Annotated in this window: 18 protein-coding genes; 9 read left to right on the forward strand and 9 right to left on the reverse strand. The window is 70.5% G+C overall.

What is annotated here, in order from left to right; genetic code table 11:
• The first annotated feature begins 646 nt into the window (after positions 1-646).
• From ACWDGI_RS03070 to ACWDGI_RS03085, 4 genes are all read left to right on the forward strand, one after another.
• Positions 647-1420 (forward strand): isoprenyl transferase, encoded by a 774-nt coding sequence (locus tag ACWDGI_RS03070; RefSeq protein WP_450754734.1) that lies wholly within the window; start codon positions 647-649, stop codon positions 1418-1420.
• A gap of 409 nt (positions 1421-1829) precedes the next feature.
• Positions 1830-3155, forward strand: a complete 1326-nt coding sequence (locus ACWDGI_RS03075) for a PhoH family protein (RefSeq protein ID WP_450754736.1) — start codon at positions 1830-1832, stop codon at positions 3153-3155.
• Between the two features lie 408 nt (positions 3156-3563).
• Positions 3564-4265 carry an aggregation-promoting factor C-terminal-like domain-containing protein gene (locus tag ACWDGI_RS03080; RefSeq protein ID WP_450754738.1) on the forward strand — a complete coding sequence of 234 codons (702 nt, stop codon included), beginning with the start codon at positions 3564-3566 and terminating at the stop codon, positions 4263-4265.
• Between the two features lie 139 nt (positions 4266-4404).
• Positions 4405-5757, forward strand: coding sequence for an AI-2E family transporter (locus tag ACWDGI_RS03085; protein WP_450754740.1), 1353 nt, complete (start codon positions 4405-4407; stop codon positions 5755-5757).
• 31 nt (positions 5758-5788) lie between these two features.
• Here the strand turns inward: ACWDGI_RS03085 and ACWDGI_RS03090 are convergent, their stop codons facing one another.
• The gene (locus ACWDGI_RS03090) at positions 5789-6328 is read right to left on the reverse strand and encodes an alkyl hydroperoxide reductase (protein WP_450755290.1); all 540 of its coding nucleotides are present in this window, start codon (positions 6326-6328) and stop codon (positions 5789-5791) included.
• A 1-nt stretch (position 6329) separates the two neighbouring features.
• Positions 6330-6881, reverse strand: coding sequence for a peroxiredoxin (locus ACWDGI_RS03095; protein WP_450754742.1), 552 nt, complete (start codon positions 6879-6881; stop codon positions 6330-6332).
• Positions 6882-7035: 154 nt separating this feature from the next.
• On the opposite strand from ACWDGI_RS03095, the gene ACWDGI_RS03100 reads away from it, so the two are divergent.
• Complete coding sequence (locus ACWDGI_RS03100) at positions 7036-8052, forward strand: LysR substrate-binding domain-containing protein (protein ID WP_450755292.1); 1017 nt, start codon at positions 7036-7038, stop codon at positions 8050-8052.
• A gap of 4 nt (positions 8053-8056) precedes the next feature.
• On the opposite strand, the gene ACWDGI_RS03105 is transcribed toward ACWDGI_RS03100, so the two are convergent.
• Genes ACWDGI_RS03105 through ACWDGI_RS03115 form a run of 3 tightly spaced genes read right to left on the reverse strand, consistent with a single transcriptional unit; the run spans position 8057 to position 11612 of the window.
• Positions 8057-10405 carry an ABC transporter permease gene (locus ACWDGI_RS03105; protein WP_450754744.1) on the reverse strand — a complete coding sequence of 783 codons (2349 nt, stop codon included), beginning with the start codon at positions 10403-10405 and terminating at the stop codon, positions 8057-8059.
• On the reverse strand, positions 10402-11091 hold the full coding sequence (locus tag ACWDGI_RS03110; RefSeq protein ID WP_450754746.1) for an ABC transporter ATP-binding protein: 690 nt from the start codon (positions 11089-11091) through the stop codon (positions 10402-10404). The genes ACWDGI_RS03105 and ACWDGI_RS03110 overlap by 4 nt, the downstream gene beginning before the upstream one ends.
• A complete protein-coding gene (locus tag ACWDGI_RS03115; RefSeq protein WP_450754748.1) occupies positions 11088-11612 on the reverse strand; it encodes a PadR family transcriptional regulator in 525 nt (174 codons plus the stop codon). Before ACWDGI_RS03115 ends, ACWDGI_RS03110 begins: the two co-directional genes overlap by 4 nt.
• A 179-nt stretch (positions 11613-11791) precedes the next feature.
• On the opposite strand from ACWDGI_RS03115, the gene ACWDGI_RS03120 reads away from it, so the two are divergent.
• Positions 11792-12730 carry an NAD-dependent epimerase/dehydratase family protein gene (locus ACWDGI_RS03120; protein ID WP_450755294.1) on the forward strand — a complete coding sequence of 313 codons (939 nt, stop codon included), beginning with the start codon at positions 11792-11794 and terminating at the stop codon, positions 12728-12730.
• Between the two features lie 336 nt (positions 12731-13066).
• Positions 13067-15481 (forward strand): transglycosylase domain-containing protein, encoded by a 2415-nt coding sequence (locus ACWDGI_RS03125; protein ID WP_450754750.1) that lies wholly within the window; start codon positions 13067-13069, stop codon positions 15479-15481.
• 102 nt (positions 15482-15583) lie between these two features.
• Here the strand turns inward: ACWDGI_RS03125 and ACWDGI_RS03130 are convergent, their stop codons facing one another.
• The 3 genes from ACWDGI_RS03130 to ACWDGI_RS03140 form a co-directional block, all read right to left on the reverse strand.
• Positions 15584-17674: a SpoIIE family protein phosphatase gene (locus ACWDGI_RS03130; RefSeq protein WP_450754752.1), complete on the reverse strand. Its 2091-nt coding sequence runs from the start codon at positions 17672-17674 to the stop codon at positions 15584-15586.
• A 305-nt stretch (positions 17675-17979) separates the two neighbouring features.
• Positions 17980-18693 carry a cytidylyl-2-hydroxypropylphosphonate hydrolase gene (fomD, locus tag ACWDGI_RS03135; protein WP_450754754.1) on the reverse strand — a complete coding sequence of 238 codons (714 nt, stop codon included), beginning with the start codon at positions 18691-18693 and terminating at the stop codon, positions 17980-17982.
• Positions 18694-18777: 84 nt separating this feature from the next.
• Complete coding sequence (locus ACWDGI_RS03140) at positions 18778-20163, reverse strand: class II fumarate hydratase (RefSeq protein ID WP_450754756.1); 1386 nt, start codon at positions 20161-20163, stop codon at positions 18778-18780.
• Between the two features lie 216 nt (positions 20164-20379).
• Here ACWDGI_RS03140 and ACWDGI_RS03145 point away from each other — a divergent pair, with 216 nt between their 5' ends.
• Positions 20380-20754: a hypothetical protein gene (locus ACWDGI_RS03145; RefSeq protein ID WP_450754758.1), complete on the forward strand. Its 375-nt coding sequence runs from the start codon at positions 20380-20382 to the stop codon at positions 20752-20754.
• A gap of 72 nt (positions 20755-20826) precedes the next feature.
• Here the strand turns inward: ACWDGI_RS03145 and ACWDGI_RS03150 are convergent, their stop codons facing one another.
• Positions 20827-22521, reverse strand: coding sequence for a fumarate hydratase (locus ACWDGI_RS03150; RefSeq protein WP_450754760.1), 1695 nt, complete (start codon positions 22519-22521; stop codon positions 20827-20829).
• A gap of 169 nt (positions 22522-22690) precedes the next feature.
• Between ACWDGI_RS03150 and ACWDGI_RS03155 the strand changes: the two genes are divergently transcribed.
• Positions 22691-23392 carry a DUF1707 SHOCT-like domain-containing protein gene (locus ACWDGI_RS03155; protein WP_450754762.1) on the forward strand — a complete coding sequence of 234 codons (702 nt, stop codon included), beginning with the start codon at positions 22691-22693 and terminating at the stop codon, positions 23390-23392.
• Positions 23393-23480: the final 88 nt, after the last annotated feature.

A 23480-nucleotide genomic window follows, 5' to 3' on the forward strand; every position in this document is an offset into this window, starting at 1 on the left:
AAGCCGTCGTTCGCGGCCGGGGTAGCCCGTCGGAGGGACGGGTGCGCAACCCGCCGAGGCGTCACCAAGACGGCCCAAACCCTCTTGATCTCCCCGAATGCGGCCAGTTTCCCTGGGATTCCGCTGCGAATCGGCCATGCGGGGCCCGTGAATACAGCGTTCCAGGCCCATCGCGGCGTCGCCGGACGACTCCGGAGAGTAGTTGTGGCACGCCGATGCACGCGGCATCACTTACAAAGGGTTATGGTGGAAACCCCCCCTCGGGCCGGTCCGTCTCCCCCCCACGGACCGGCCCGTTTTTTCACCCACTTCTCAGGCGGCCTCGGGGCCACGCCGTCGAAGGGGTGCCGGGGCTGCACACATCGGCGGCTCCGCCGCGGGGCGCGACCAGTTACAACCGGCCCGCCGAGAGACGCGACCAGCCGCAACCGGCCCGCGCGCCCCGCCGAGAGACGCCACCAGCCACAACCGGCCCGCGCCCCGCGTGGCGACCGGAACCCCATCCCCCGGGCGCCCTCCCTCCCGCGCCTCCCTCAACTCCCCGCGGGGTAGGCTTCGGCGGGCGGACTCCCGCATTCGAATCCCGCGGACTCCCGCATCCGATCACGCGGACCCCCGCATCCGAATCACGAGGGGCGGACCTCAAGTGAACCTGCGCGACAAGCTGCGCGGCCTGCTCGTCAGGCTCTACGCACGCCGGGTGGAAGGCCACCTGGACCACGCTCAGGTGCCCAAGCACATCGGCGTCATCATGGACGGCAACCGCCGCTGGGCGAAGGCCGCCGGATCCAGCACCGTGCACGGCCACCGGGTTGGCGCCGAGAAGATCGAGGAGTTCCTCGGCTGGTGCTCCGAGACCGATGTCGAGGTCGTCACCCTCTGGTTGCTCTCCACGGACAACTTCGACCGCGCCAAGGAGGAGCTGGTCCCCCTCCTCGGCATCATCGAGGACGTCGTCCGTACCCTCGCCGCCGACGGCCGCTGGCGGGTCCACCACGTCGGCACCCCCGACCTCCTGCCCTCCCCGATGCAGAACGCGCTCAAGGAGGCCGAGGAGGCCACCGCGCACGTCGACGGAATACTGGTGAACGTCGCCATCGGCTACGGCGGCCGCCAGGAGATCGCCGACGCCGTCCGCTCGATGATCCTCGACGCCCAGGACAAGGGCATCGCGATGGGCGACCTCGCCGACTCCGTCGACGTCGACATGATCGGCCGGCACCTCTACACCGGTGCCCAGCCCGACCCGGACCTGGTGATCCGCACCAGCGGGGAGCAGCGGCTGTCCGGATTCATGCTCTGGCAGACGGCGCACTCCGAGTACTACTTCTGCGAGGTCTTCTGGCCCGCGTTCCGCAAGGTCGACTTCCTGCGCGCCCTGCGGGACTACGCGGCCCGCCACCGCCGCTACGGCGGGTGACGTGATCGTGACGGCGGTCGTCGACGCGACACAGGACCCCCGTCACCGTCGCCACACTGGATAACCCCCTCGCTACGGTGGATGACCCCATCGGGCGCATGAGGCGTGAATCACCCATTTCAGGGCGCCAGTAACACGGAGTTCACCTGCGCGTCGTTGCAGACCGTGGCATGGCGGCGCATGTTCGAGGGCATAAGGCAAGCAGGTCGATGCCCGAACCACGGGCATCGGATCTCAGCGGGCGACTCGGGGTCGTCCGCCCGGGAGGCCCTTTGCACCAGCCCGACCGTGCGGTCACGGCACGGAAGAAGCAGCGGAGGGCCGGTTTTCGGCCCGTGCAGGGTGGCCGTCAACCGGTCCAGCTCCTCTTCGTCGCTCCCCGACCTCATCCGAGGGGGTACGTCCTTCCGTGGTGACCAGCACAACGCGCCGCAAGTCCGACCGGCGCACCTATGTTCTCGACACCAGCGTCCTGCTGGCCGACCCGAACGCCATGACCCGCTTCGACGAGCACGAGGTCGTGCTTCCGATCGTCGTGGTCACGGAACTGGAGGCCAAACGGCACCATCCCGAACTCGGCTACTTCGCCCGGCAGGCCCTGCGTCTGCTCGACGACTACCGGGTCCGGCACGGCCGTCTGGACGCCCCCATCCCGATCGGGGACCTCGGCGGCACGATCCGTGTCGAGCTCAATCACTCGGACCCCAGCGTGCTGCCCAGCGGCTACCGCCTGGGGGACAACGACTCCCGCATCCTCGCGGTGGCCCGCAACCTGCAGGCCGAGGGATACGACGTCACCGTCGTCTCGAAGGACCTCCCGCTCAGGATCAAGGCGTCGTCGGTCGGCCTGCTGGCCGAGGAGTACCGCGCCGAGCTCGCCATCACGGGCGCCTCGGGCTGGACCGGAATGTCCGAACTGACGCTCTCCGGCGAACAGGTGGACATCCTCTTCGAGGAAGGCCACGTGTACGTCCCGGAGGCCTCCGACCTCCCCGTGCACACCGGCCTGACCATCCAGTCCGAGCGCGGCAAGGCACTCGGCCGGGTGACGGCGGAAGGCAACGTCCGTGTGGTACGCGGCGATCGGGAGGCGTTCGGCATCAAGGGCCGCAGCGCCGAGCAGCGCATCGCGCTCGATCTGCTGCTCGACCCGGACGTCGGGATCGTGTCGATGGGCGGCCGGGCCGGCACCGGCAAGTCGGCGCTGGCGCTGTGCGCGGGTCTGGAGGCGGTCCTGGAGCGCCGCCAGCACAAGAAGGTGATGGTCTTCCGTCCGCTGTACGCGGTCGGCGGGCAGGAGCTGGGCTATCTGCCCGGTTCCGAGTCCGAGAAGATGAGCCCCTGGGCGCAGGCGGTCTTCGACACCCTCTCGGCGGTCACCAGCCGCGAGGTCATCGAGGAGGTCACCGCGCGCGGGATGCTGGAGGTGCTGCCGCTCACCCACATCCGCGGCCGCTCCCTGCACGACGCCTTCGTGATCGTCGACGAGGCCCAGTCGCTGGAACGGAACGTCCTGCTGACCGTTCTGTCCCGGATCGGCGCGAATTCAAGGGTGGTTCTGACCCACGACGTGGCCCAGCGGGACAACCTCCGGGTCGGCCGGTACGACGGTGTGGTCGCCGTGGTGGAGAAGCTGAAGGGGCACCCGCTCTTCGCGCATGTCACCCTCACCCGGTCCGAGAGGTCCCAGATTGCCGCGCTTGTGACCGAAATGCTGGAGGACGGACACCTTTGATCCATCTGGTCTCTGTGTCCAACTTGGGCTGATTACCCATCCGTTGGCGCCGTCCGGCAAAGGCAGTGAGCCTAGCCGGGCGGCGTCTTCGTGCGTGCGGCTTTCCTGAAATCCCCTGGGGGAAACGGGATGTGAGCTTTCACACGCAACTCGGAATTGCCACCCGGCGTCGGGTTACGGCAGAGTCTCACTCCTGTCAGGCCCCGCATACGACACACCTGTACCCCCAGCGGTACGGCAACACAGAAGCATCACAGCTAAATCCATAGCGACGTCGTATGCCGCCCGAGCACCACACGGCGCTTCCCACGGGGAGTCGTCCATCGGGCCCGTGCCTCCCGTGACCCCGCAGTTGGGAGGCCAGCGTCAGGGGAACGATTGCGTCCGCCAGGGTCACCGAAGCGGGCGATGCTGGAAGGAAACCGTGTGAGCCGGATTTCGGTCCGGGGATTCGCAGTGGCCTCGGCCACCGCGGTCACCGCCGTCGGAAGCGTTGTCGGTGTTGCCTCGGGCAGCGTCGCACAGCCCAACGACGCTGAGGCGACGGCAGCCGACACCACGCTCCTCGCGGACATACCCGCGGGTCAGCAGGCAACGGTGCAGACCGCGTCCCTGACGCAGCAGGCCGACGCCGTGGCCATCCAGGCCGACGCGACCGCCAAGAAGGACGCCGAGCAGGCGGCCCGGGTGGCCGCCGCCAAGGCCGCGACCGCCAAGAAGGCCGAGGCCGAGCAGGCGGCGAAGGAAGCCAAGGAGCGCGCCGAGGCGAAGAAGGCGGCCAGCCGTTCCTCCGTCACCTTCGCGGTCCAGAGCTCGTACAGCGTGGCGCAGATCCAGGCGATGGCGCAGCAGATGGTGGCCAGCGGCCAGTACCAGTGCTTCAGCAACATCGTGAGCCACGAGTCCGGCTGGAACTACCAGGCGGTCAACGCCTCCTCCGGTGCCTACGGTCTCTTCCAGGCTCTGCCCGGCTCCAAGATGTCCTCCGTGGGCGCCGACTGGCAGACCAACCCGGCCACCCAGATCAAGTGGGGCCTCAACTACATGAACTCCCGGTACGGCAGCCCCTGCCAGGCCTGGTCGTTCTGGCAGGCGAACAGCTGGTACTAGAGGCCACTCGGCTTCTCTCAACCTTCGACAGCCCCTCCCCGTCCTAGGGGGAGGGGCTGTCGCCCTGTACGGTCGGAACGAACGACTCCAGGGGGGAGTGGTGAGGAGCACCCGGAGACGCGGGGGAAGAGAGCGGATCATGTCGCGAGTGCCGGAGTGGCTCGGCAGGCTGGGTGCCGGACTGAGTGAGATGGGCGAGCGGTTGGACGAGCGCCGCGCCGAGGTGGCGCGCGAGCACGCCGAACCGGAGCCGCCCGCACTGCCCGCACAGGCCCCCGCTCCCGCACCGGCGTCCCCCGCCGCCGCCCCCAGGACCGTCCGGAATCCCGCCCCGCGCCCCGACCCCGTGACGGCCATCCCCTGGGGCGTACGGGTCGCCGCCGAGGCCGGCTGGCGGCTGCTGGTGCTGGCCGGCACGGTGTGGATCCTGATGCGGGTCATCAGCGCCGTACAACTCGTGGTGTTCGCCTTCGTCATCGCGCTGCTGATCACCGCCCTGCTCCAGCCCACGGTCGCCCGGCTGTGCCGCTACGGCATGCCCCGCGGCCCCGCCACCGCGCTCACCGCCATCCTGGGCTTCGTGGTGATAGGCCTGATGGGCTGGTTCGTGACCTGGCAGGTCATGGAGAACGTCGACACCCTCTCCGACCAGGTCCAGAACGGCATCGACGACCTGCGCAACTGGCTCCTGAAGAGCCCCTTCCACGTCACCGACAAGCAGATCAACCAGATCGCCAAGAACCTCCGCGAGGCGATCGGCGCCAACACCGACCAGATCACCTCGTTCGGCCTGGAGGGCGTCCAGGTCGTCGTGGAGGCCCTGACCGGCATCCTGCTGGTCTTCTTCTCCACGCTCTTCCTGCTCTACGACGGTGCGCGCATCTGGCAGTGGTTCCTCAAGCTCGTGCCCGCCGCCGCCCGCGAGGGCGTGGCCGGCGCCGGCCCGCGCGCCTGGCGCACGCTCACCGCCTACGTCCGCGGCACGGTCCTGGTCGCCCTGATCGACGCCATCTTCATCGGCCTGGGCATCTACTTCCTGGACGTCCCGATGGCCGTCCCGCTCGCCGTCTTCATCTTCCTGTTCTCGTTCATCCCGCTGGTCGGGGCGGTCGCCTCGGGCGCCCTGGCGGTGGTGGTCGCGCTCGTCACCCAGGGCGTCTTCACGGCCGTCATGACCCTCGCCGTCGTCCTCGCGGTCCAGCAGATCGAGGGCCACATCCTGCAGCCCTTCATCCTCGGCCGCGCGGTCCGCGTGCACCCGCTCGCGGTGGTTCTCACGGTCGCGGCCGGCGGCCTGGTCGCGGGCATCGGCGGCGCGGTGGTGGCCGTACCGCTGGTGGCGGTGACGAACACGGTCGTCAGCTACCTGCACCAGTACTCGAACGACAGATACGCGGACGCGGAGGAGCCCGAGCCGGCATCCGAGGCGACCGACGACGAGGCCGTCCCGGCCGAAGTGGGGTCCGGGAACGCGGAAAACCCCGCCCACTGAGAGGTGAGCGGGGTTCACGCGGCGACGGCGCCTACTCGAGCTCGGCGAGCACGGACTCCGCGTCCAGCGTCACGCCCACCGCCTGGACGACCGAGGCGATCTTGAACGCCTCCTGGATCACCTCACGGTCGACACCGGCCTTGCGCAGCACCTGCTCGTGCGAGTCCAGGCACATCCCGCAGCCGTTGATCGCGGACACCGCGAACGACCACAGCTCGAAGTCGACCTTGTCGACACCGGGGTTGCCGATGACGTTCATCCGCAGGCCCGCGCGCAGCGTGCCGTACTCGTGGTCGGAGAGCAGATGGCGGGTGCGGTAGAAGACGTTGTTCATCGCCATCACCGCGGCCGCGGACTTCGCGGCCCGGTACGCCTCCGGCGTCAGGTTCGCCTTCGCCTCGGGCGCCAGCTCGCGCAGCACGATCGGGGACCGGGAGGCGATGGCGGTCGCCAGGACCGTGCCCCACAGCTGCTGGGCCGGCAGCTCGGAGTTGCCGATGACCGAACCCAGGTTGAGCTTCAGGTCCTTGGCGTGGTCCGGGACCGCGGACTTGAGGGCGTCGAGCGACAACTCACTCACCGGCCAGCAGTGCGACCGGGTCCAGGGTGTCCTCGCCCTTGGTCCAGTTGCACGGGCAGAGCTCGTCCGTCTGGAGCGCGTCGAGGACCCGCAGGACCTCCTTGGGGTTACGGCCCACCGAACCCGCGGTCACCATGGAGAACTGGATCTCGTTGTTCTGGTCGACGATGAAGACCGCGCGCTTGGCGAAGCCGTCCTCGCCCTCGATGCCCAGGTCGCGCATCAGCTCGTGCTTCGAGTCGGCCATCATCGGGAACGGCAGGTCGCGCAGGTCGTCGTGGTCCTTGCGCCAGGCGTGGTGGACGAACTCGGAGTCACCGGAGAAGCCGAGGATCTGCGCGTCACGGTCGGCGAACTCCTCGTTCAGCTTGCCGAACGCGGCGATCTCGGTCGGGCACACGAAGGTGAAGTCCTTGGGCCACACGAAGATCACTTTGAAACCCTGGTAGGTCTTGTGAGTGATCGTCTCGAACTCCTCGCCCTTCTCCAGCGAGACACAGGCGGTCAGTTCGAACTCGGGGAACTTGTCACCGACAGTGAGCACATGCTCTCCTTGCAGCGCGGAAGCACCCCGGATCGCGGGGTCGCCTCCGATGGGTTGGACGCCGCCGATCGTGGCACAAGGTGCATTGATTCCTGAAATAGCTACACTCGGTCGGGTTGATCGGAGGTGGCTATCAGTGGCTGTGGGTAACCCCATGGGGAACGGTGTCGGCGTGGGGAACAAGCGTCGTCAGCCGAGTCTCGCCCAGCTGCGCGCCTTCGCCGCCGTCGCCGAGCACCTCCACTTCCGGGACGCGGCCGCCGCGATAGGCATGAGCCAGCCCGCGCTGTCCGGAGCCGTCTCGGCCCTGGAGGAGACGCTCGGCGTCACGCTCCTGGAGCGCACCACCCGCAAGGTACTGCTCTCACCCGCCGGCGAACGGCTCGCCGTACGCGCCAGGGCCGTACTGGAGGAGATGCGGTCGCTGCTGGCGGAGGCCGAGGCGGTGCGGGCGCCGTTCACCGGCGCGCTGCGGCTAGGTGTCATCCCGACCGTGGCGCCGTATCTGCTGCCCACCGTGCTGCGGCTGGTCCACGACCGCTACCCGGACCTGGACCTCCAGGTCCACGAGGAGCAGACCGCCAGCCTGCTGGACGGACTGACCGCCGGACGCCTCGACCTGCTGCTGCTCGCCGTCCCCCTGGGCATCCCGGGTGTCGTCGAACTTCCGCTGTACGACGAGGACTTCCTGCTCGTCACCCCGCTGGACCAGCCGCTCGGCGGCCGGACCGGCATTGCGCGCGAGGCCCTCAGGGAGCTGAACCTGCTGCTCCTGGACGAGGGGCACTGCCTGCGCGACCAGGCCCTGGACATCTGCCGGGAGGCGGGCCGTGGAATCAAGGGGGCGGCGCGAAGCCCCTCGGTCGAGAGCGGTGGTGGGCGACGGGAGGGCGCGCCGGTGACCACCACGGCCGCCGGCCTGGCCACCCTCGTCCAGCTGGTGGCCGGCGGGCTCGGCTGCACCCTGTTGCCGCACACCGCCGTCCGGGTCGAGACCAGCCGCAGCGACCGGCTGCTCACCGGCACCTTCGCCGAGCCCGCCCCGAGCCGCCGGATCGCCCTCGCGATGCGCGCCGGGGCAGCGCGCGGCGCCGAGTACCGGGAGCTGGCGGAGGCGTTGCGCGAGGCACTGCGTCCGCTGCCCGTCCGGGTACTCGGCGCCGACTCGTAGCCCCCTACTCGGTACGCAGCCCGTCCGGGCGCATCAGGCGCAGCAGCGGCGGCAGGCTCAGTACCGTGACGGCCAGCACGACCGCCGCGCCGAAGCCGGTCATCGCCAGCACGCCCGGCCAGTCCACCCGCACGGTGGAGCCGACCATCTTCAGCAGCACCGTGCCGAGCGTCAGCCCCACCACGCCGGCCAGCAGCAGTCCGAGCCCGACCGGGATCGCGGTCTGCCACAGCACCGACAGGCTCAGCGTGCGCCGCCGGGTGCCGAAGGCGACCAGCGCCGACAGCAGCTTCTTGCGCTCGCGCAGCTGCTCCAGCTGGCCGACCAGCAGGCTCGCGCCGATCAGCGCCAGCACGGCGGCGGCGCCGGCGAACAGCCCGGTGCGGATCGACTCGAACTGGCCGTCCCGCTCGATCGAGGTCAGCGTCTCCGCGTGCATCAGCGGGTCGATCCGGACCGCCGTGTTGATCACGTTCTCCGAGGCGTCGCGCACCCCGGAGTCGATGGACAGATAGACCACACCCTGTACCGCCGTGCTGGCACCGTCCGGCAGAGCACCGGGGGTGAGCAGGAAGCCGCCGCGCTTGTAGCCGGTGGGGTCCTCGCGGGTCTGTGCCTGCTTCAGCCCCGCCGGTACCTTCCAGCGGCTCGCGGCGCCCTGGTCGTCGCCGGTGTAGGAGGGGTCGAGGTAGAGCGTCCGGCCGTGCTTCTCCACGGTCGTCAGCAGCTTCGTCGTCTCGGACCCGGTGTCCGAGCCCTTCACCACGAAGGCGTCGCCGTCGTGGCAGGACGGCAGGACGGCGACCTCCCGCAGCGAGGCGCAACTTCCCATGCTCACCTCGGCGGTCTGGGTCGGGTCCTTCTTCAGGTCGCCGACCTGGCCGTCGGCGATCGAGACCACCTTCAGCACGCCCTTGGTGCCGGTCATGGCCCGGGCGACCTCGGGCACCGGGACGCCGTTCGGTACCTGGACCGACATCTGCGCGCGGGTGAGGTCGTTGTGGGTCTGCTTGGTGTAGTCGGCCTCGACGCCGGCGAAGACCATCTGGAGGGCGATCGCGCCTGCCACCGCCACCGCGATCCCGTTGACCATGCGGGCCGCCGTACCACTGCTCAACTGGAGTCGCCGGACGGCCAGTTGCCAGGCCACCGCGCCCCGGCCGAGCCGTGCGACGACCGACTCGACGACCCACGGCAGCAGGGCCGTGACGCCGACCAGGAGCAGCAGGACGCCACCGGTGACCAGGTACTGGTTGAAGTCGCCGCCGCCGCGGCCCTGCCCGATCATCGGGTAGAGCGCGGCCAGGCCGGCCACCGGGAGCAGCAGCCGCCACCACAGCCGGCGCCGCCTGGGCTTCGCCGTCCGCACCACGCCGAGCGGCTCGATGACCACCCCGCGCAGCGCGAACAGGGTCACCAGCACCGCCGCCGCCGGGACGGCGACCGCCACCAGCACGGCCAGCAGGGGGGAGGGGTTGAGATAGCTCGGGAACACGCTGATGCCGAACACCTCGGTGGTGCCCGCGAACTGCCGGCCGACCAGGAAGAAGCCGACGCCGAAGACCAGGCCGAGCAGCGCGCCCGCCATCGCCTCGCCGGCCGCGATCCGCCGTACCATCCGGCCGTCGGAGCCGACCAGCCGCAGCGCGGCCAGCCGCCGGTCGCGGCGTTCGCCGCCGAAGCGGACGGCGGCCGCGACGAACACGGCGACCGGCATCAGCAGCACCACGAACACCACGAGGACCAGCAGGGTGAGGACCGGGTCGGACTCCGCGTCCGGCGACCTGGGGCTGCCGAAGTGGTCGATCCGGGCCACGTTCGGCGGGTCGACGTGGGCGGCGAGGTCGTCGGAGCCCGCGTAGTAGGCGAGTTCCTGCGAGCCGGTCAGCCCGCTCTCCGCGATGGTGGCGGTGATCCGGTACGGCAGCCGGGCGCGCAGCAGCGCGCCGTCGGGGGAGTCGAGCAGCCGCTTCAGCGCGGGCGAGACGGCCATCTCGCCGGGCGCCGGGTACGCGGTGAGCCCGGGCGGCACCGGCGCCTTCGCGCCCTCCCGCTGGACCATCCGGCCGCGGATGTCGGCGCCGCGGTAGGGGGTGTCGATGTCGGCGATGACGAACGTCTTCTCGCCGGCCTTCAAGGGATGGCCGAAGACGTACGTGTAGTCCGCCCGTGCCACATCGCGCTGATGGCGCACGGCCAGCGCGCTCGGGAGGGCCGTGGTGAGCAGCAGCAGCGCCACCCCCAGGCCCACGCCGACGGCCGTCAGCGTGGCCCGGAACCAGCCCTCGCGTCCGCCTCCGAAGGCGAACCGGACCCCCATGGCCAGATCTCTGGACCACTGCCTGACGTTCATACCACCCGCTCCATGTCCCGGGACTTGCCGTCGCGTACGACGATCTCGCGGTCCGAGTAGGCGGCCACCCGGGCCTCGTGCGTGACGAGCACGACGGCCGCGTTGGTGGAGCGGGCCGCGTCCGTCAGCAGCTCCATCACGCGCTCGCCGTTGAGCGAGTCCAGCGCGCCGGTGGGCTCGTCGGCGAAGAGCACCCGGGGCTCGGTCACCAGCGCCCGGGCCACCGCGACCCGCTGCCCCTGGCCGCCGGAGACCTCGCCGGGCCGCTTGCGGCTCAGGTCGTCGACCTCCAGCTTCTCCATCCAGCCCAGCGCGGCCCTCTCGGCCTCCTTGCGGGAGGTGCCGTTCAGCCGCAGCGGCAGCGCCACGTTCTCCACGCAGGTCAACTCGGGTACCAGCTGGCCGAACTGGAAGACGAAACCGAACTCGCTACGGCGCAGGGCGCTGCGCTCGGTGTCGTTCATGGTGGCCATCTCGCGCCCGGCGTAGACGATCGAGCCCGAGTCGGGCGGCACGATCCCGGCGAGACAGTGCAGCAGGGTCGACTTGCCCGAGCCGGACGGGCCCATCACGGCGACGACCTCGCCCGGGTGTATCGAGAACCCGGCCCCGTCGAGCGCGAGCGTGGGGCCGTAGGCCTTGCGCAGCCCCTCGGCCGCGAGCAGCGAACCAGCGGGAGCGGTCACTTGGTCACCTCCGTGCGGAGCTTGTCGAGGCGGGCGGCGGTCAGTTCCAGCCACCGCAGGTCCGCCTCCAGGTGGAACAGGGCGTGGTCGCAGACGAGCTGGTCCGCGAGATCGCCCCGGCGCTTGCGGTCGGTGAGGATCCGCATGCTGCGCAGATGCTCGGAGCGCTGGCTGTCGAGGACGTCGCCGGCGTCGCGGTGCGTCAGCAGGGCGAGCACGACCTTGGTGTACAGGGTCGACTGGAGGTACTCCTCCGGCTTCTCCGGAGTGGCCAGCCACTTCCCGACGTCGGTGACGCCGGCGTCGGTGATGGCGTACCGCTTGCGCTCGGGGCCGCCGCCGGCCTCGATGCCGTCGACTTCCACGAGCCCGTTCTTCAGCAGGCGCGACATCGTCGAGTAGACCTGGCCGTAGTGCAGCGGCCGGTCGTGACCGAACTTCTCGTCGAAGGCCCGCTTCAGGTCGTAACCGTGGCGCGGGCCGGACTCCAGGAGCCCCAGGAGGGTGTGACCGATGGACATGGCAGCACTGTACACACGGTGTATACGCCCCATGTATACGCTCGGTGTGTAGATCATGGCGGGGTGTGTGAACGGGCAGGTGGGAGCCGATTGTCACGGTTGTGCGACAGCGCGATGTCACGGCGCGCGAGCCTGTCTCGTCCTTGCTCCGGGAGTCTGTTCCTCAGCTCGGGAAGGTGATGATCGTGCGGGTCTTCGTGGCGGGTGGCAGTGGTGTTCTGGGACGGCGGCTGGTGCCCCAACTGGTGGCGCGGGGGCATCGGGTGACGGCCACCACGACCAGCGCGGCCCGGCTGGATCTGCTGAGGCGACTGGGGGCCGAGGGCGTGGTGATGGACGGCCTCGACGCGCTGTCGGTCGGGGCGGCGGTGGCCGCGGCCCGCCCGGAGGTGATCGTGCACCAGCTGACCGCGATCTCCACGGCGCACGCGGGCAAGCCCGACATCAAGCATCCGGACCGCTGGTTCGCCCTCACCAACCGGCTGCGCACCGAGGGCACCGACCACCTGCTGGCCGCGGCCGAGGCGACCGGCGTCCCCCATGTCGTCGCGCAGAGCCACGCCAGCTGGAACGGCATCCGCGAGGGCGGCTGGGTGAAGACGGAGGAGGACCCGCTGGACCTGATGGCGGGGACGGCGGCGCACCAGGGCATGCTGGCGCTGCGCCACCTGGAGGAAGCGGTCCTCGAAGCGGGCGGCGCGGCCCTGCGGTACGGGGCCTTCTACGGCCCCGGTGCCATCGACGACCAGGTGACCCTGGTCCGCAAGCGCCAGTACCCCCTGGTCGGCCGTGCCGAAGGGCACAGCAGCTGGATCCACCTCGACGACGCCGCGAGCGCCACCGTGCTGGCGGTCGAGCAGAAGGCGCGGGGCGTGTTCAACATCGTCGACGACGAGCCGGCGCCGGCCGCCGAGTGGCTGCCGTACCTCGCCGAGTGCGCCGGGGCGAAGCGGCCGCTGCGGGTGCCGGTCTGGCTGGCCCGGCTGCTGGCCGGCGACCAGGCGGTGGTGATCATGACCGAGGGGCGCGGCTTCTCCAACGCCAAGGCCAGGCGGGAGCTGGGCTGGGAGCCCCGGTACCCGTCCTGGCGCCAGGGCTTCAAGGCGGAGTTGGCGTAAGCCCGCCGGAGGGGCCCGTCTCGCCGGGGAGCCGGCCGGATTCCGCGAGGGCGTGCCGCGGCGGGAACTCGGTCTGCGCGTGGGCCGACCGCAACCCGTCCCCGGCCCACCGCGCCAGCGCGGTGATAACACTTTGGAGGGCAGAGGCAACCCTCTGCCCTCCCCGCTCGTCGGTTCCGTTGGGGCGGGGTGCTCATTGTCACGTCCGTAAAGGGCGGATCGTCTGCTCTTTGTCATAGAGAGCGGTGTTAGCTTTCTGAGCTGACCTGAGCCACGTACTTGTGTGACACCCGTACACACGTGTGACAGCCGAGACGAAGCGGAGCAGACGGACTCATGGGACGAGCGGAAGAGAGAAAAGCGCGGCAGCGCGGTGGCCGCCGTGCCGCGCCCAGGCCCCGCTCGTCACCGCAGGCCGCGCACGAGTCACCCGAGACCCCGGGCGGCACCGCGACGGCGGTCCAGTCGCCGCCCACCGAGGGCGGCACCCGCGCGGAGCGCCGCAAGGCCGCCGCCGGCAAGGGGAAGCCGGCCAAGGGCGGCAAGTCCGCGAAGGGCCGGATACGCCGGCTGTTCACCTGGAAGAAGATGCTCGGCGCCTTCTTCACCGTCTGTCTGCTCGGCATCGGCGCCTTCGTCATGCTGTACGTGATGGTGGCCGTTCCCCAGGGCAACGCGCTCGCGCAGACGCAGAGCAACGTCTACAAGTACAGCGACGGCTCGGTCCTGGCCCGCAAGGGCACCGTCAACCGCGAGATCGTGGACCTCTCCAAGGTCCCGAAGGACGTCCAGCACACCTTCGTCGCGGCGGAGAACAAGACCTTCTACAGCGACTCGGGCATCGACCTCAGGGGCATGGCCCGCGGCCTCTACAACACGGCGCGGGGCCGCGGCACCCAGGGCGGCTCGACGATCACCCAGCAGTACGTCAAGAACTACTACCTCGACCAGGACCAGACCGTCACGCGCAAGCTGAAGGAACTGGTCATCTCGCTGAAGGTGGACCGCGAGAAGTCGAAGGACGAAATCCTCGCGGGCTACATCAACACCAGCTACTACGGCCGCGGCGCCTACGGCATCCAGGCCGCCGCCCAGGCCTACTACCGCGTCGACGCCGAGAAGCTCTCGGTCCAGCAGGGCGCCTATCTGGCCGCGCTGCTCCAGGCGCCGAGCCAGTACGACTGGGCGGTGGCGGGCCCGGTCGGCAAGAAACTGGTGCAGCAGCGCTGGAACTACGTCCTGAACAACATGGTCGGCCAGGGCTGGCTGGACAAGTCGAAGCGCGACGCCATGAAGTTCCCGATCCCCAAGGAGCCGAAGGCCGCCTCCGGTCTGGAGGGCCAGAAGGGCTACCTGGTCGACCTGGCCAACACCCAGCTGGAGAACCAGCTGATGAAGACCCAGGGCCTCACCCGCTCCGAGGCGGAGGCCCAGGTCGTCGACCAGGGCTGGACGATCACCCTCAACATCGACCCGAAGAAGCAGGCCAAGCTGGAGGCGGCCGTCAAGGGTCAGCTGACCAGCAAGCTGGACGGCAAGAAGCGGAAGGTCGACAAGAACGTCCAGGCCGGCGCCGTGTCCGTCGACCCCAAGACCGGCAAGATCCTCGCCCTCTACGGCGGCGTCGGCTACTACGACCACTACACGAACAACGCCACCCGCGCCGACTACCAGCCGGCCTCCACCTTCAAGCCGATCATCCTCGCCGCCGCGCTCGACCAGGACGCCAAGACGCAGGACGGCAAGGAGATCAACGCCAACACGATCTACGACGGCACCAGCGGCCGCCCGGTCAAGGGCAGCGACATCGCCTTCTCGCCGCCGAACGAGGACGACGCCGACTACGGCAACATCACCGTGCAGACGGCGATGAACAAGTCCGTCAACTCGGTGTTCGCGCAGATGGGTGTGGACGTCGGCATGAAGAACGTGATGAAGGTCGCCGACGACCTCGGCCTGGACACCACGGACCTGCCGGCGGTGCCCGCACAGACCCTGGGCAGCATGGGCGCGAGCCCGCTGGAGATGGCCGGCGTGTACGCCACCCTCGACAACCACGGCAAGAAGGTCACCCCGACCATCCTGGCGTCGGCGGAGAAGACCGGCCGCAAGGTCGACCTGCCGGACCCGATCGGCGAACCGGTGATCAGCATGAGCGCGGCCGACCAGGTGACCTCGGTCCTGACCGGTGTGGTCGACGACGGTACGGCGAAGGCGTCGGTGGCCCAGAACCCGCTGCGCAGGGGCCAGCAGGTGGCAGGCAAGACGGGTACCTCCGACAACAACAAGTCGGCCTGGTTCACGGGCTTCACGCCCGACCTGGTGACCTCGGTCGGACTGTTCGGTGAGGATGCCAAGAGCCACAACCAGGTCTCGCTGACCGGCGCCACGGGCCTCATCCCCGGCACCGGCCGTATCAACGGTGGCGGTTACCCGGCGCAGATCTGGGCGACGTACACCTTCGGGGTCACGAAGAAGCAGAAGTTCGAGCTGAACACCGACCTGGGCGCGGCCGTCCAGCCGTCCGAGACCCCGTCGAAGTCGGCGCCGCCGTCCGAGACCCCGTCGCAGACGCCGAGCCAGACGCCGACCAAGTCCGCGCCGCCGTCCAACTCGCCGTCGCAGTCGCCGAGCCAGAGCCCGACGACGTCCGCGCCGCCGTCCAACTCGCCGTCGCAGTCGCCGAGCCAGAGCCCGACCGGCGGCATCACGGACAACCCGCTCGACCCGGCGGCGGACGGCTTCCAGTAGCCGTCGGACAAGACAGTTCCCCGCGCCCCGGAAGGGGCGCGGGGAACCGCGCGACAAGCCCTCACCGGCCCGCGGTTCCCGGCGGCCCCAAGCCCCGCGGCGCTACCGGTTCAGCTCGAACCAGACGACCTTTCCGGTGCTCAGCCGGGTCGCTCCCCACCGTCTGGCCAGTCTGTTGACGAGGTACAGCCCCCGGCCGCCCTCGTCCGTCGCCCGCGCCTGCCGCAGCCGCGGCAACTGCGGCACGTCGTCGCCGACTTCGCAGCGCAGCACGTCGGTCCGCAGCAGCCGCAGCGTCACCGGCCGTGACGCGTACCGCACCGCGTTCGTCACGACCTCGCTGACGAGCAGCTCGACGGAGTCGGACAGTTCCTCGAGTCCCCAGCGCGCAAGCGCCCGCCGGGCCAGCCGCCGGGCCCGCCCCGGCGCCGCGTCCTCCGGCTCCAGGAACCAGTACGCCACATCGCTCGGCGCGATCCCGTCGAACCGGGCCGCGAGCAGCGCGATGTCGTCGTCGCGGTCACCGGGCCCGAGCATGTCGAGCACCTCGTCGCACAGCGCTTCCAGGGGCGGCGGGTGGTCCGGCCCGGTCAGCTGGGCGGTCGCGGCGAGCTTCTCCCGCAGCTGCTCTATCCCGGTCCACACGTCCCGCAGCCGGGACTCCACCAGCCCGTCGGTGTACAGCAGCAGCGTCGCCCCGGCGGGCGCGTCCAGCTCGACCGCCTCGAAGTCGACCCCGCCGACCCCGATCGGCGCCCCCGCCGGCACCCGCAGCACCTCGGCCCGCCCGCCCAGGTGCAGCAGCACCGGCGGCGGATGGCCCGCGTTGGCGATGGTGATGCGGTGCGACACCGGGTCGTACACCGCGTACAGGCAGGTCGCCATCCGGTCGCTGCCCAGCCGCTGCGCCTGCTCGTCCAGATGGTGCAGGACCTCCTGCGGCGGCAGATCGAGTCCGGCCAGCGTCTGCGCGGTGGTGCGCAACTGCCCCATGATGGCGGCCGAGGTCATCGAGTGCCCCATGACATCGCCCACGACCAGCGCCACCCGGCTGCCCGGCAGCGGGATCGCGTCGTACCAGTCGCCGCCGACCCGCGCGGTCTCCGCGGCCGGCAGGTAGCGCGAGGCCAGCCGCACGCCGGTGGCGCTCGGCAGGTGCTCCGGCAGCATGGTCCGCTGCAACTCGTCGGCGATATAGGCCTCCCGGCCGTACAGCACCGCCTTGTCGATGCCGAGCGCGCTGTGCGTGGCCAGCTGGGCGGCGACCAGCAGGTCGTCCGTCTCGAAGGCGAGCCGCTCCGGGCGGCGCAGGAACAGGGCCGCGCCGATCACCCGGCGCCGGCCGCGCAGCGGGGCGAGGATCGCGTGCTGTCCGCCGGGCACGAGGGACTCGGCGCCCTCGCCGAGGAGTTCGGGAAGCGCGGCACGGGCGGCGGGGGAGTCGGCGAAAACCGGTCGTACGCCCCGCAGTACCTCGTTGAGAGCGCCGCCCGGCCGTACCTCGCACAATTCCGCGGTGAGCGCGGACAGGCCGATGTCGGCAGGCTCCGGCTCCGGGACCGGCAGCGGCGGGAAGCCGTCGGTGTCCCGCTCCTCCGGGATCCGGTCGGTACGGCGCAGCCGCAGCACCACCGGGCCGACCGGCCGCTCGTCGCCGACCGGCAGCGGGTCGCGCAGATAGACCAGGATCGCGTCCGAGAAGGTCGGCACGGTCGCCCGGCACAGCCCCATCACGATCTCGTCCAGGTCGATGCCCCGGGCGATCCGGCGGGTCGCGGCACCCACGAAGCGCAGCCGGTCGCCGTCCCGGCGCATCGGCATCGGCCGGCCGGGCGGCAGCCCGCGTCCGGTACGGCGCTCCTGGGCGCCCGCGCCCGCCACCCGCTCCTGCTCGGCGCCGGGCTGCGGCGGAATGCCCTCCGGGGCGGGGCGCGGCCGGTGTGGATCGGGCTCAGCGCTGGTGGGCTGGGCGTGCTCGGGGCCGTTGACGGAGTGCTCCTTGGACGTGCTGGTACCGGGGCCGGAGGGCGTCTCGCCCGCGCGGGCCTGTGCCGGTAAGGCGGTGGCGCCGAGCGGACGAGGCGGTGCCTGCGGCTGCGGCGGCGGTTGCGGGGTACGCAGGAGCGCCCCGCGGGCCTCCGCGGGGTCGGCGCCCGGCTGGGGGCGCTCGTAGGAGGTGGGGTGCTCCGTCACGCGTGTCGAATCCGTCCGTCCGGGGCTGCGCGCCGGGCGCGCAGGTGGTCCCGCCGAAACTCCGATACCCGGATCAGGTGCCCCAGGAACGGAATTCCGGCGTGGCTGGAGGCTGTTCCCGTGCCACCGGCGAACGCTCTGCGGGCCGGGCCCCGCTCGCCGGTGCTGCCCTCGTACCCCTCGCTCACGTCCTGCCGCCCCTCGGTGACGTTCGGTCAGCCCGGATGAACACTCCGGGAGTTGTGCTCAACGCGCCCTTGCGGAGGACGATCCTACGGTTGTGCACCGGGGGCGCATCAAGGGTCTCATGTGGACACGCGCGCGGGCGTACGGTCCCAGTCGTCCGGCAGCGACGGTACCCCCCAGGCCGGGTCCGGGCGCCAGTGCTGCCAGCCGTCCGAGAACGGCGGCTCCCAGGCCCGTACGGCGGCCACCGCGGCCAGACCCGCCGCCCGCACCCGTTCGGCCGTCTCCGCGTCCATCAGGCCGTCCCGCTGGGCCTGGGCGAACTCGTCCTCGTCGAGCCAGTGCCAACTCCGGTCCGGGTGCACGGAGATGTCCAGGAAGTGATCCTCCGAGTCCACTCCGCCGCCCCAACGGACCAGCGGCTGCTCAAGATTGACGTACCAGTTCTTGAACCGCCAGCCGGGTTCCCAGAACAGCCACACCGACCAGGGCCGACCGGGGCGGGCCAGCTTCAGCACCCCGGTGCCGAACCAGTGGCCGCGCGCCACGGTCCGCGGCTTGGTGTACCGGGACTCCAGCGGCTCCTCGCCGACCGACGTGCCGTCGGCGAACACCGGCCTGACGCATTCGGTGCCGGGAGCCAGCCAGACGGCGAGCAGCTCCTCGTCGTCCCGGACGACGGTGACGGGGCGTGCGATGTGGAAACCGTCTCCGGCGTTCTCCCGGTACCGCCACAGGATCTGGCTCCCCGGAGCCCAGAACCCGGCTCCGTCACCGGTCGTACCGCCCGTTTCCCCGCGCGTCACGCGTCTCACCGCTCCACCGTCTGCCATGCACAGATATTAGGTGCCGTAGGCATACGACGCTGCGGCGGACGTCACGGTTCTGGCCGGGCGGCGCGAAACGTTCGCACGCGGTTACGGCCGTGTCATCCGCAGGACATCCAGCGCCTCGTCCAGCTGCTCGACGGTCAGATCACCCTTGTCGACGTACCCGCCCTCGATGACGACCTGGCGGATCGTCTTACGTTCCGCCAGCGCCCTCTTGGCCACCTTGGCGGCCTCCTCGTACCCGATGTACTTGTTGAGCGGCGTCACCACGGACGGCGACGACTCGGCGTACTCCCGGGCCCGTTCCCGGTGCGCGGTGATGCCGTCCACGGTCCGGTCGGCCAGCAGCCGCGAGACGTTGGCGAGCAGCCGCACGGATTCGAGCACGTTCTTGCCGATGACCGGAAGCATCACGTTCAGCTCGAAGTTCCCGGCCGCGCCGGCCACCGCGATCGTCTGGTCGTTCCCGATGACCTGCGCGGACACCATCAGCACGGCCTCCGGGATCACCGGGTTGACCTTCCCCGGCATGATCGAGGACCCCGGCTGCAGATCCGGCAGCGCGATCTCGGCGAGCCCGGTCCGCGGCCCCGAGGCCATCCAGCGCAGATCGTTGGCGATCTTCGTCAGGCCGACCGCGATCGTCCGCAGCTGCCCGCTGGTCTCCACGATCCCGTCCCGCGCGCCCTGCGCCTCGAAGTGGTCACGCGCCTCGGTGAACGGCAGCCCGGTGACCCGCGCCACCTCCTCGATCACGGCGGCGGAGAACCCGGGCGGGGTGTTGATGCCGGTACCCACCGCCGTGCCCCCGAGCGGCAGTTCGGCCAGCCGGGGCAGCGAGGCCCGCAGCCGCTCCACGCCGTACCGCACCTGTGCCGCGTACCCGCCGAACTCCTGCCCCAGGGTCACCGGAGTGGCGTCCATCAGATGCGTCCGCCCGGACTTCACGACGTCGGCGAACTCGTCGGACTTGCGCTCCAGCGACGCGGCGAGATGCTCGAGGGCCGGGATCAGGTCCCGCGTGACGGCGGCGGTGGCGGCGATGTGGATGGACGACGGAAACACGTCGTTCGACGACTGCGAGGCGTTGACGTGGTCGTTCGGATGCACTTCACGCCCGAGGCGCTCGGTCGCCAGCGTCGCGAGGACCTCGTTGGTGTTCATGTTCGACGAGGTCCCCGACCCCGTCTGGAACACGTCCACCGGGAACTGGTCGTCCCACTTCCCCTCGGCGACCTCCCCGGCCGCCTCCTGGATCGCCTGGGCCATGTCCTTGTCGACCACCCCCAGCTCGGCGTTCACCTTGGCCGCCGCGCCTTTGATCCGGGCCAGCGCCTCGATGTGCGCGCGCTCGATCCGCTGCCCGGAGACCGGGAAGTTCTCGACGGCCCGCTGCGTCTGGGCCCGCCACTTGGCGTGGGCCGGTACCCGGACCTCGCCCATGGAGTCGTGTTCGATGCGGTAGTCGCTCATGCCGTTATCAGCGATCGGGGCGTCGCGGTTGTTCCGGACCGTGGGCCGCACGGGGCACGGCCGGACCTCGGCCTGCTGCATTGGCACCAGCGACGTCACCGGGTCGGGGGACGGCGTCCCCGGCCGCCAGGGCGGACATCACGGATAAATGTGACTATCGCCCCGAGGTGACAAGGCGATCCCCGCCGTCACCACGGCTGGCAGGAGGACCAACCGATGAACTTCACTCCCAAGGGTCTGCTCGGCGTCATCGCGGCGGTGTCCATAGGCGCGGCGGCCCTGCTGGGCACGGGAGCCGGCACCGCGGCCGCCACCGGCCGCGCCCACCGCGCCCACTGCGACCGCGCCGAACGGCCGGTCTGGAGTGGCGATCCCAGCCGCAACGTGACCGCCCGCGGCTGCAGCGTGCCCTCCGGCGAGGACCGCTGGTACCGCGTCGAGGTCGACACCCTCGTGGAGCCCCACCACAAGACGGACTACCTGAACGGCCCGGTCGAGCGGACCGGGACGGAGCACGACACGACCCTCAGGTGCATGGGCTACACCAAGGACGGCGACCAGCTGAACTGGTTCGGCTGCATGCCCCACTGACCGTACGGCCGAGGCGGTCCCCGGGCGGTGGGCGCGGCGGGGGCGCGGACCCCCCCCGCCGCGCCGGACGCGCTACGCCAGGCCGGGACCCCGGACCGGAATCGACGTGAACGTCGGAGCCGGGGCCGGGTCCTGGAAGAAGTCGTTGCCCTTGTCGTCGACGACGATGAACGCCGGGAAGTCCTCGACCTCGATCTTCCAGACGGCCTCCATGCCGAGTTCCTCGTACTCGACGACCTCGACCTTCTTGATGCAGTCCTGGGCGAGCCGTGCGGCCGGGCCGCCGATGGAGCCCAGGTAGAAGCCGCCGTGCGCGTCGCACGCGGCGGTGACCTGCTTGCTGCGGTTGCCCTTGGCGAGCATCACCCTGGAGCCGCCGGCGGCCTGGAACTGCTCCACGTAGGAGTCCATGCGGCCTGCCGTGGTCGGACCGAAGGAGCCGGACGCGTAGCCCTCGGGGGTCTTGGCCGGGCCCGCGTAGTACACCGGGTGGTCCTTCAGGTACTGCGGCATCTCCTCGCCCGCGTCGAGCCGCTCCTTGATCTTGGCGTGCGCGATGTCACGGGCGACGACCAGCGGACCGGTGAGGGAGAGCCGCGTCTTGACCGGGTACTTGGTCAGCTCGGCGAGGATCGTGTCCATCGGCTGGTTCAGGTCGATCTTCACCACGTCGGAGGACCCCGCGGCGGAGCCGCTGTCGGATTCAGTCAGATGCTCGTCCGTCGTCTCCGGGAGGAACCGGGCCGGGTCCGTCTCCAGCTGCTCCAGGAACACGCCCTCGGCGGTGATCTTCGCGACGGCCTGCCGGTCCGCCGAGCAGGAGACCGCGATGGCGACCGGGCAGGAGGCGCCGTGCCGGGGCAGCCGGACCACGCGCACGTCGTGGCAGAAGTACTTGCCGCCGAACTGCGCGCCGATCCCGATCTTCTGCGTCAGCTCGAAGACCTTCTGCTCCAGGTCCTTGTCCCGGAAGCCGTGGCCGAGCTCCGAGCCCTCCGCCGGGATCTCGTCCAGGTAGTGCGCGGAGGCGTACTTCGCGGTCTTCAGCGCGTACTCGGCGCTGGTGCCGCCGACGACGATCGCCAGGTGGTACGGCGGGCAGGCGGCCGTACCGAGCGAGCGGATCTTCTCCTCCAGGAACTTCATCATGGAGGCCTCGTTGAGGACCGCCTTCGTCTCCTGGTAGAGGAACGACTTGTTGGCCGAGCCGCCGCCCTTGGCCATGAAGAGGAACTTGTAGGCGCCGCCGTCGGCCGCGTACAGCTCGATCTGGGCGGGCAGGTTGGAGCCGGTGTTCTTCTCCTCCCACATGGTGAGCGGAGCCATCTGCGAGTACCGCAGGTTGAGGTTCAGATAGGCGTCGTAGATGCCGCGGCTCAGCGCCGCCTCGTCGCCGCCCTCGGTCAGCACGTTCTGTCCGCGCTTGCCCATGACGATCGCGGTGCCGGTGTCCTGGCACATGGGCAGCACGCCCGCCGCCGCGATGTTCGCGTTCTTCAGCAGGTCGAGCGCGACGAACTTGTCGTTGGCCGACGCCTCCGGGTCGTCGATGATCCGCCGGAGCTGGGCGAGGTGGGCGGGCCGCAGATAGTGCTGGATGTCGTGGATCGCCTCTTCGGCCAGCTTGCGCAGCGCCTCCGGCTCCACCTTGAGGAACGTCCGCCCGTCCGGTCCCTCGACGGTGGACACGCCCTCCGAGGTCACCAGCCGGTACGGGGTGGTGTCCTCGCCCTGGGGGAGCAGATCGGTATACGCGAACTCAGGCATCTCAGCCCATTCCTCACTCTGACGGACGGCCGCCCGCCGACGCTGGCGGGCGCTCTCCAGCGTAGGACCTGACTCAGACACGGAGCTTGTGAGGTAAGGCTCAGTTCGACACGCCCGGGGTTGTCCACACCCCTAGTCGCGATCTATCGCGTTTCGGTACTCTGCTGCCGTGGACCTTCAGAAGCAGACCCCTCAGGAGCGCGCCGGAACGCCGGTCGCCGAGCTGCGCGCCTCGGACGCCGACCGTGACCGCATCGCCGACATCCTGCGGGAGGCCCTCGCCGAGGGGCGCCTGACCGCCGACGAGCACGCCGAGCGCGTGGAAGGCGTGCTGAGCGCCAAGACGGTGGGCGAGCTGGAGGTCTTCATACGGGACCTGCCCGCGGCCCACGCCCACCCGGCCGCGCCGCCCTACATGCCGGTACCGCCCCGGCCGACGCCCGGCGCGATCCCCGTCGAGCCGGACGGCAACGTGGTGGCCGTCTTCAGCAGCGCCCGCCGCCGGGGCCGCTGGCGGGCGGGCCGACGGCTGCACGCGTACGCGGTCTTCGGCTCCGTCGAGCTCGACCTCACCGAGGCGATCTTCGAGTACCAGCAGGTCGTCATCAGGGCGTTCTCGATCTTCGGGGACGTCCAGATCCGCGTCCCGGAGAACGTGTCGCTGCGCGGCACCGGCGGCGGCGTACTGGGCAACTTCGAGGCGGACACGCTCGATTCGGTCGACTCCGACGCGCCCGTCGTCTACGTCGAGGGGTGGGCCGTGCTCGGCAATGTGGAGGCGCGGCCGAAGCGCGGGAAGCTCATCGAGGACATCCTGGACCGGGTTCACGACAAGGTCGACAGGAAGTTGCGCAAACACCTGGATCGTTGACGGACGCGAATGACTGCTCGACGGACGGCGCCCGGGGTTGTGAACAGGCCGCCGCGGCACGGCTGTTGAGGACGCTGTGCATAGGCCC

The organism is Streptomyces sp. NPDC001220 (genome assembly GCF_053597895.1).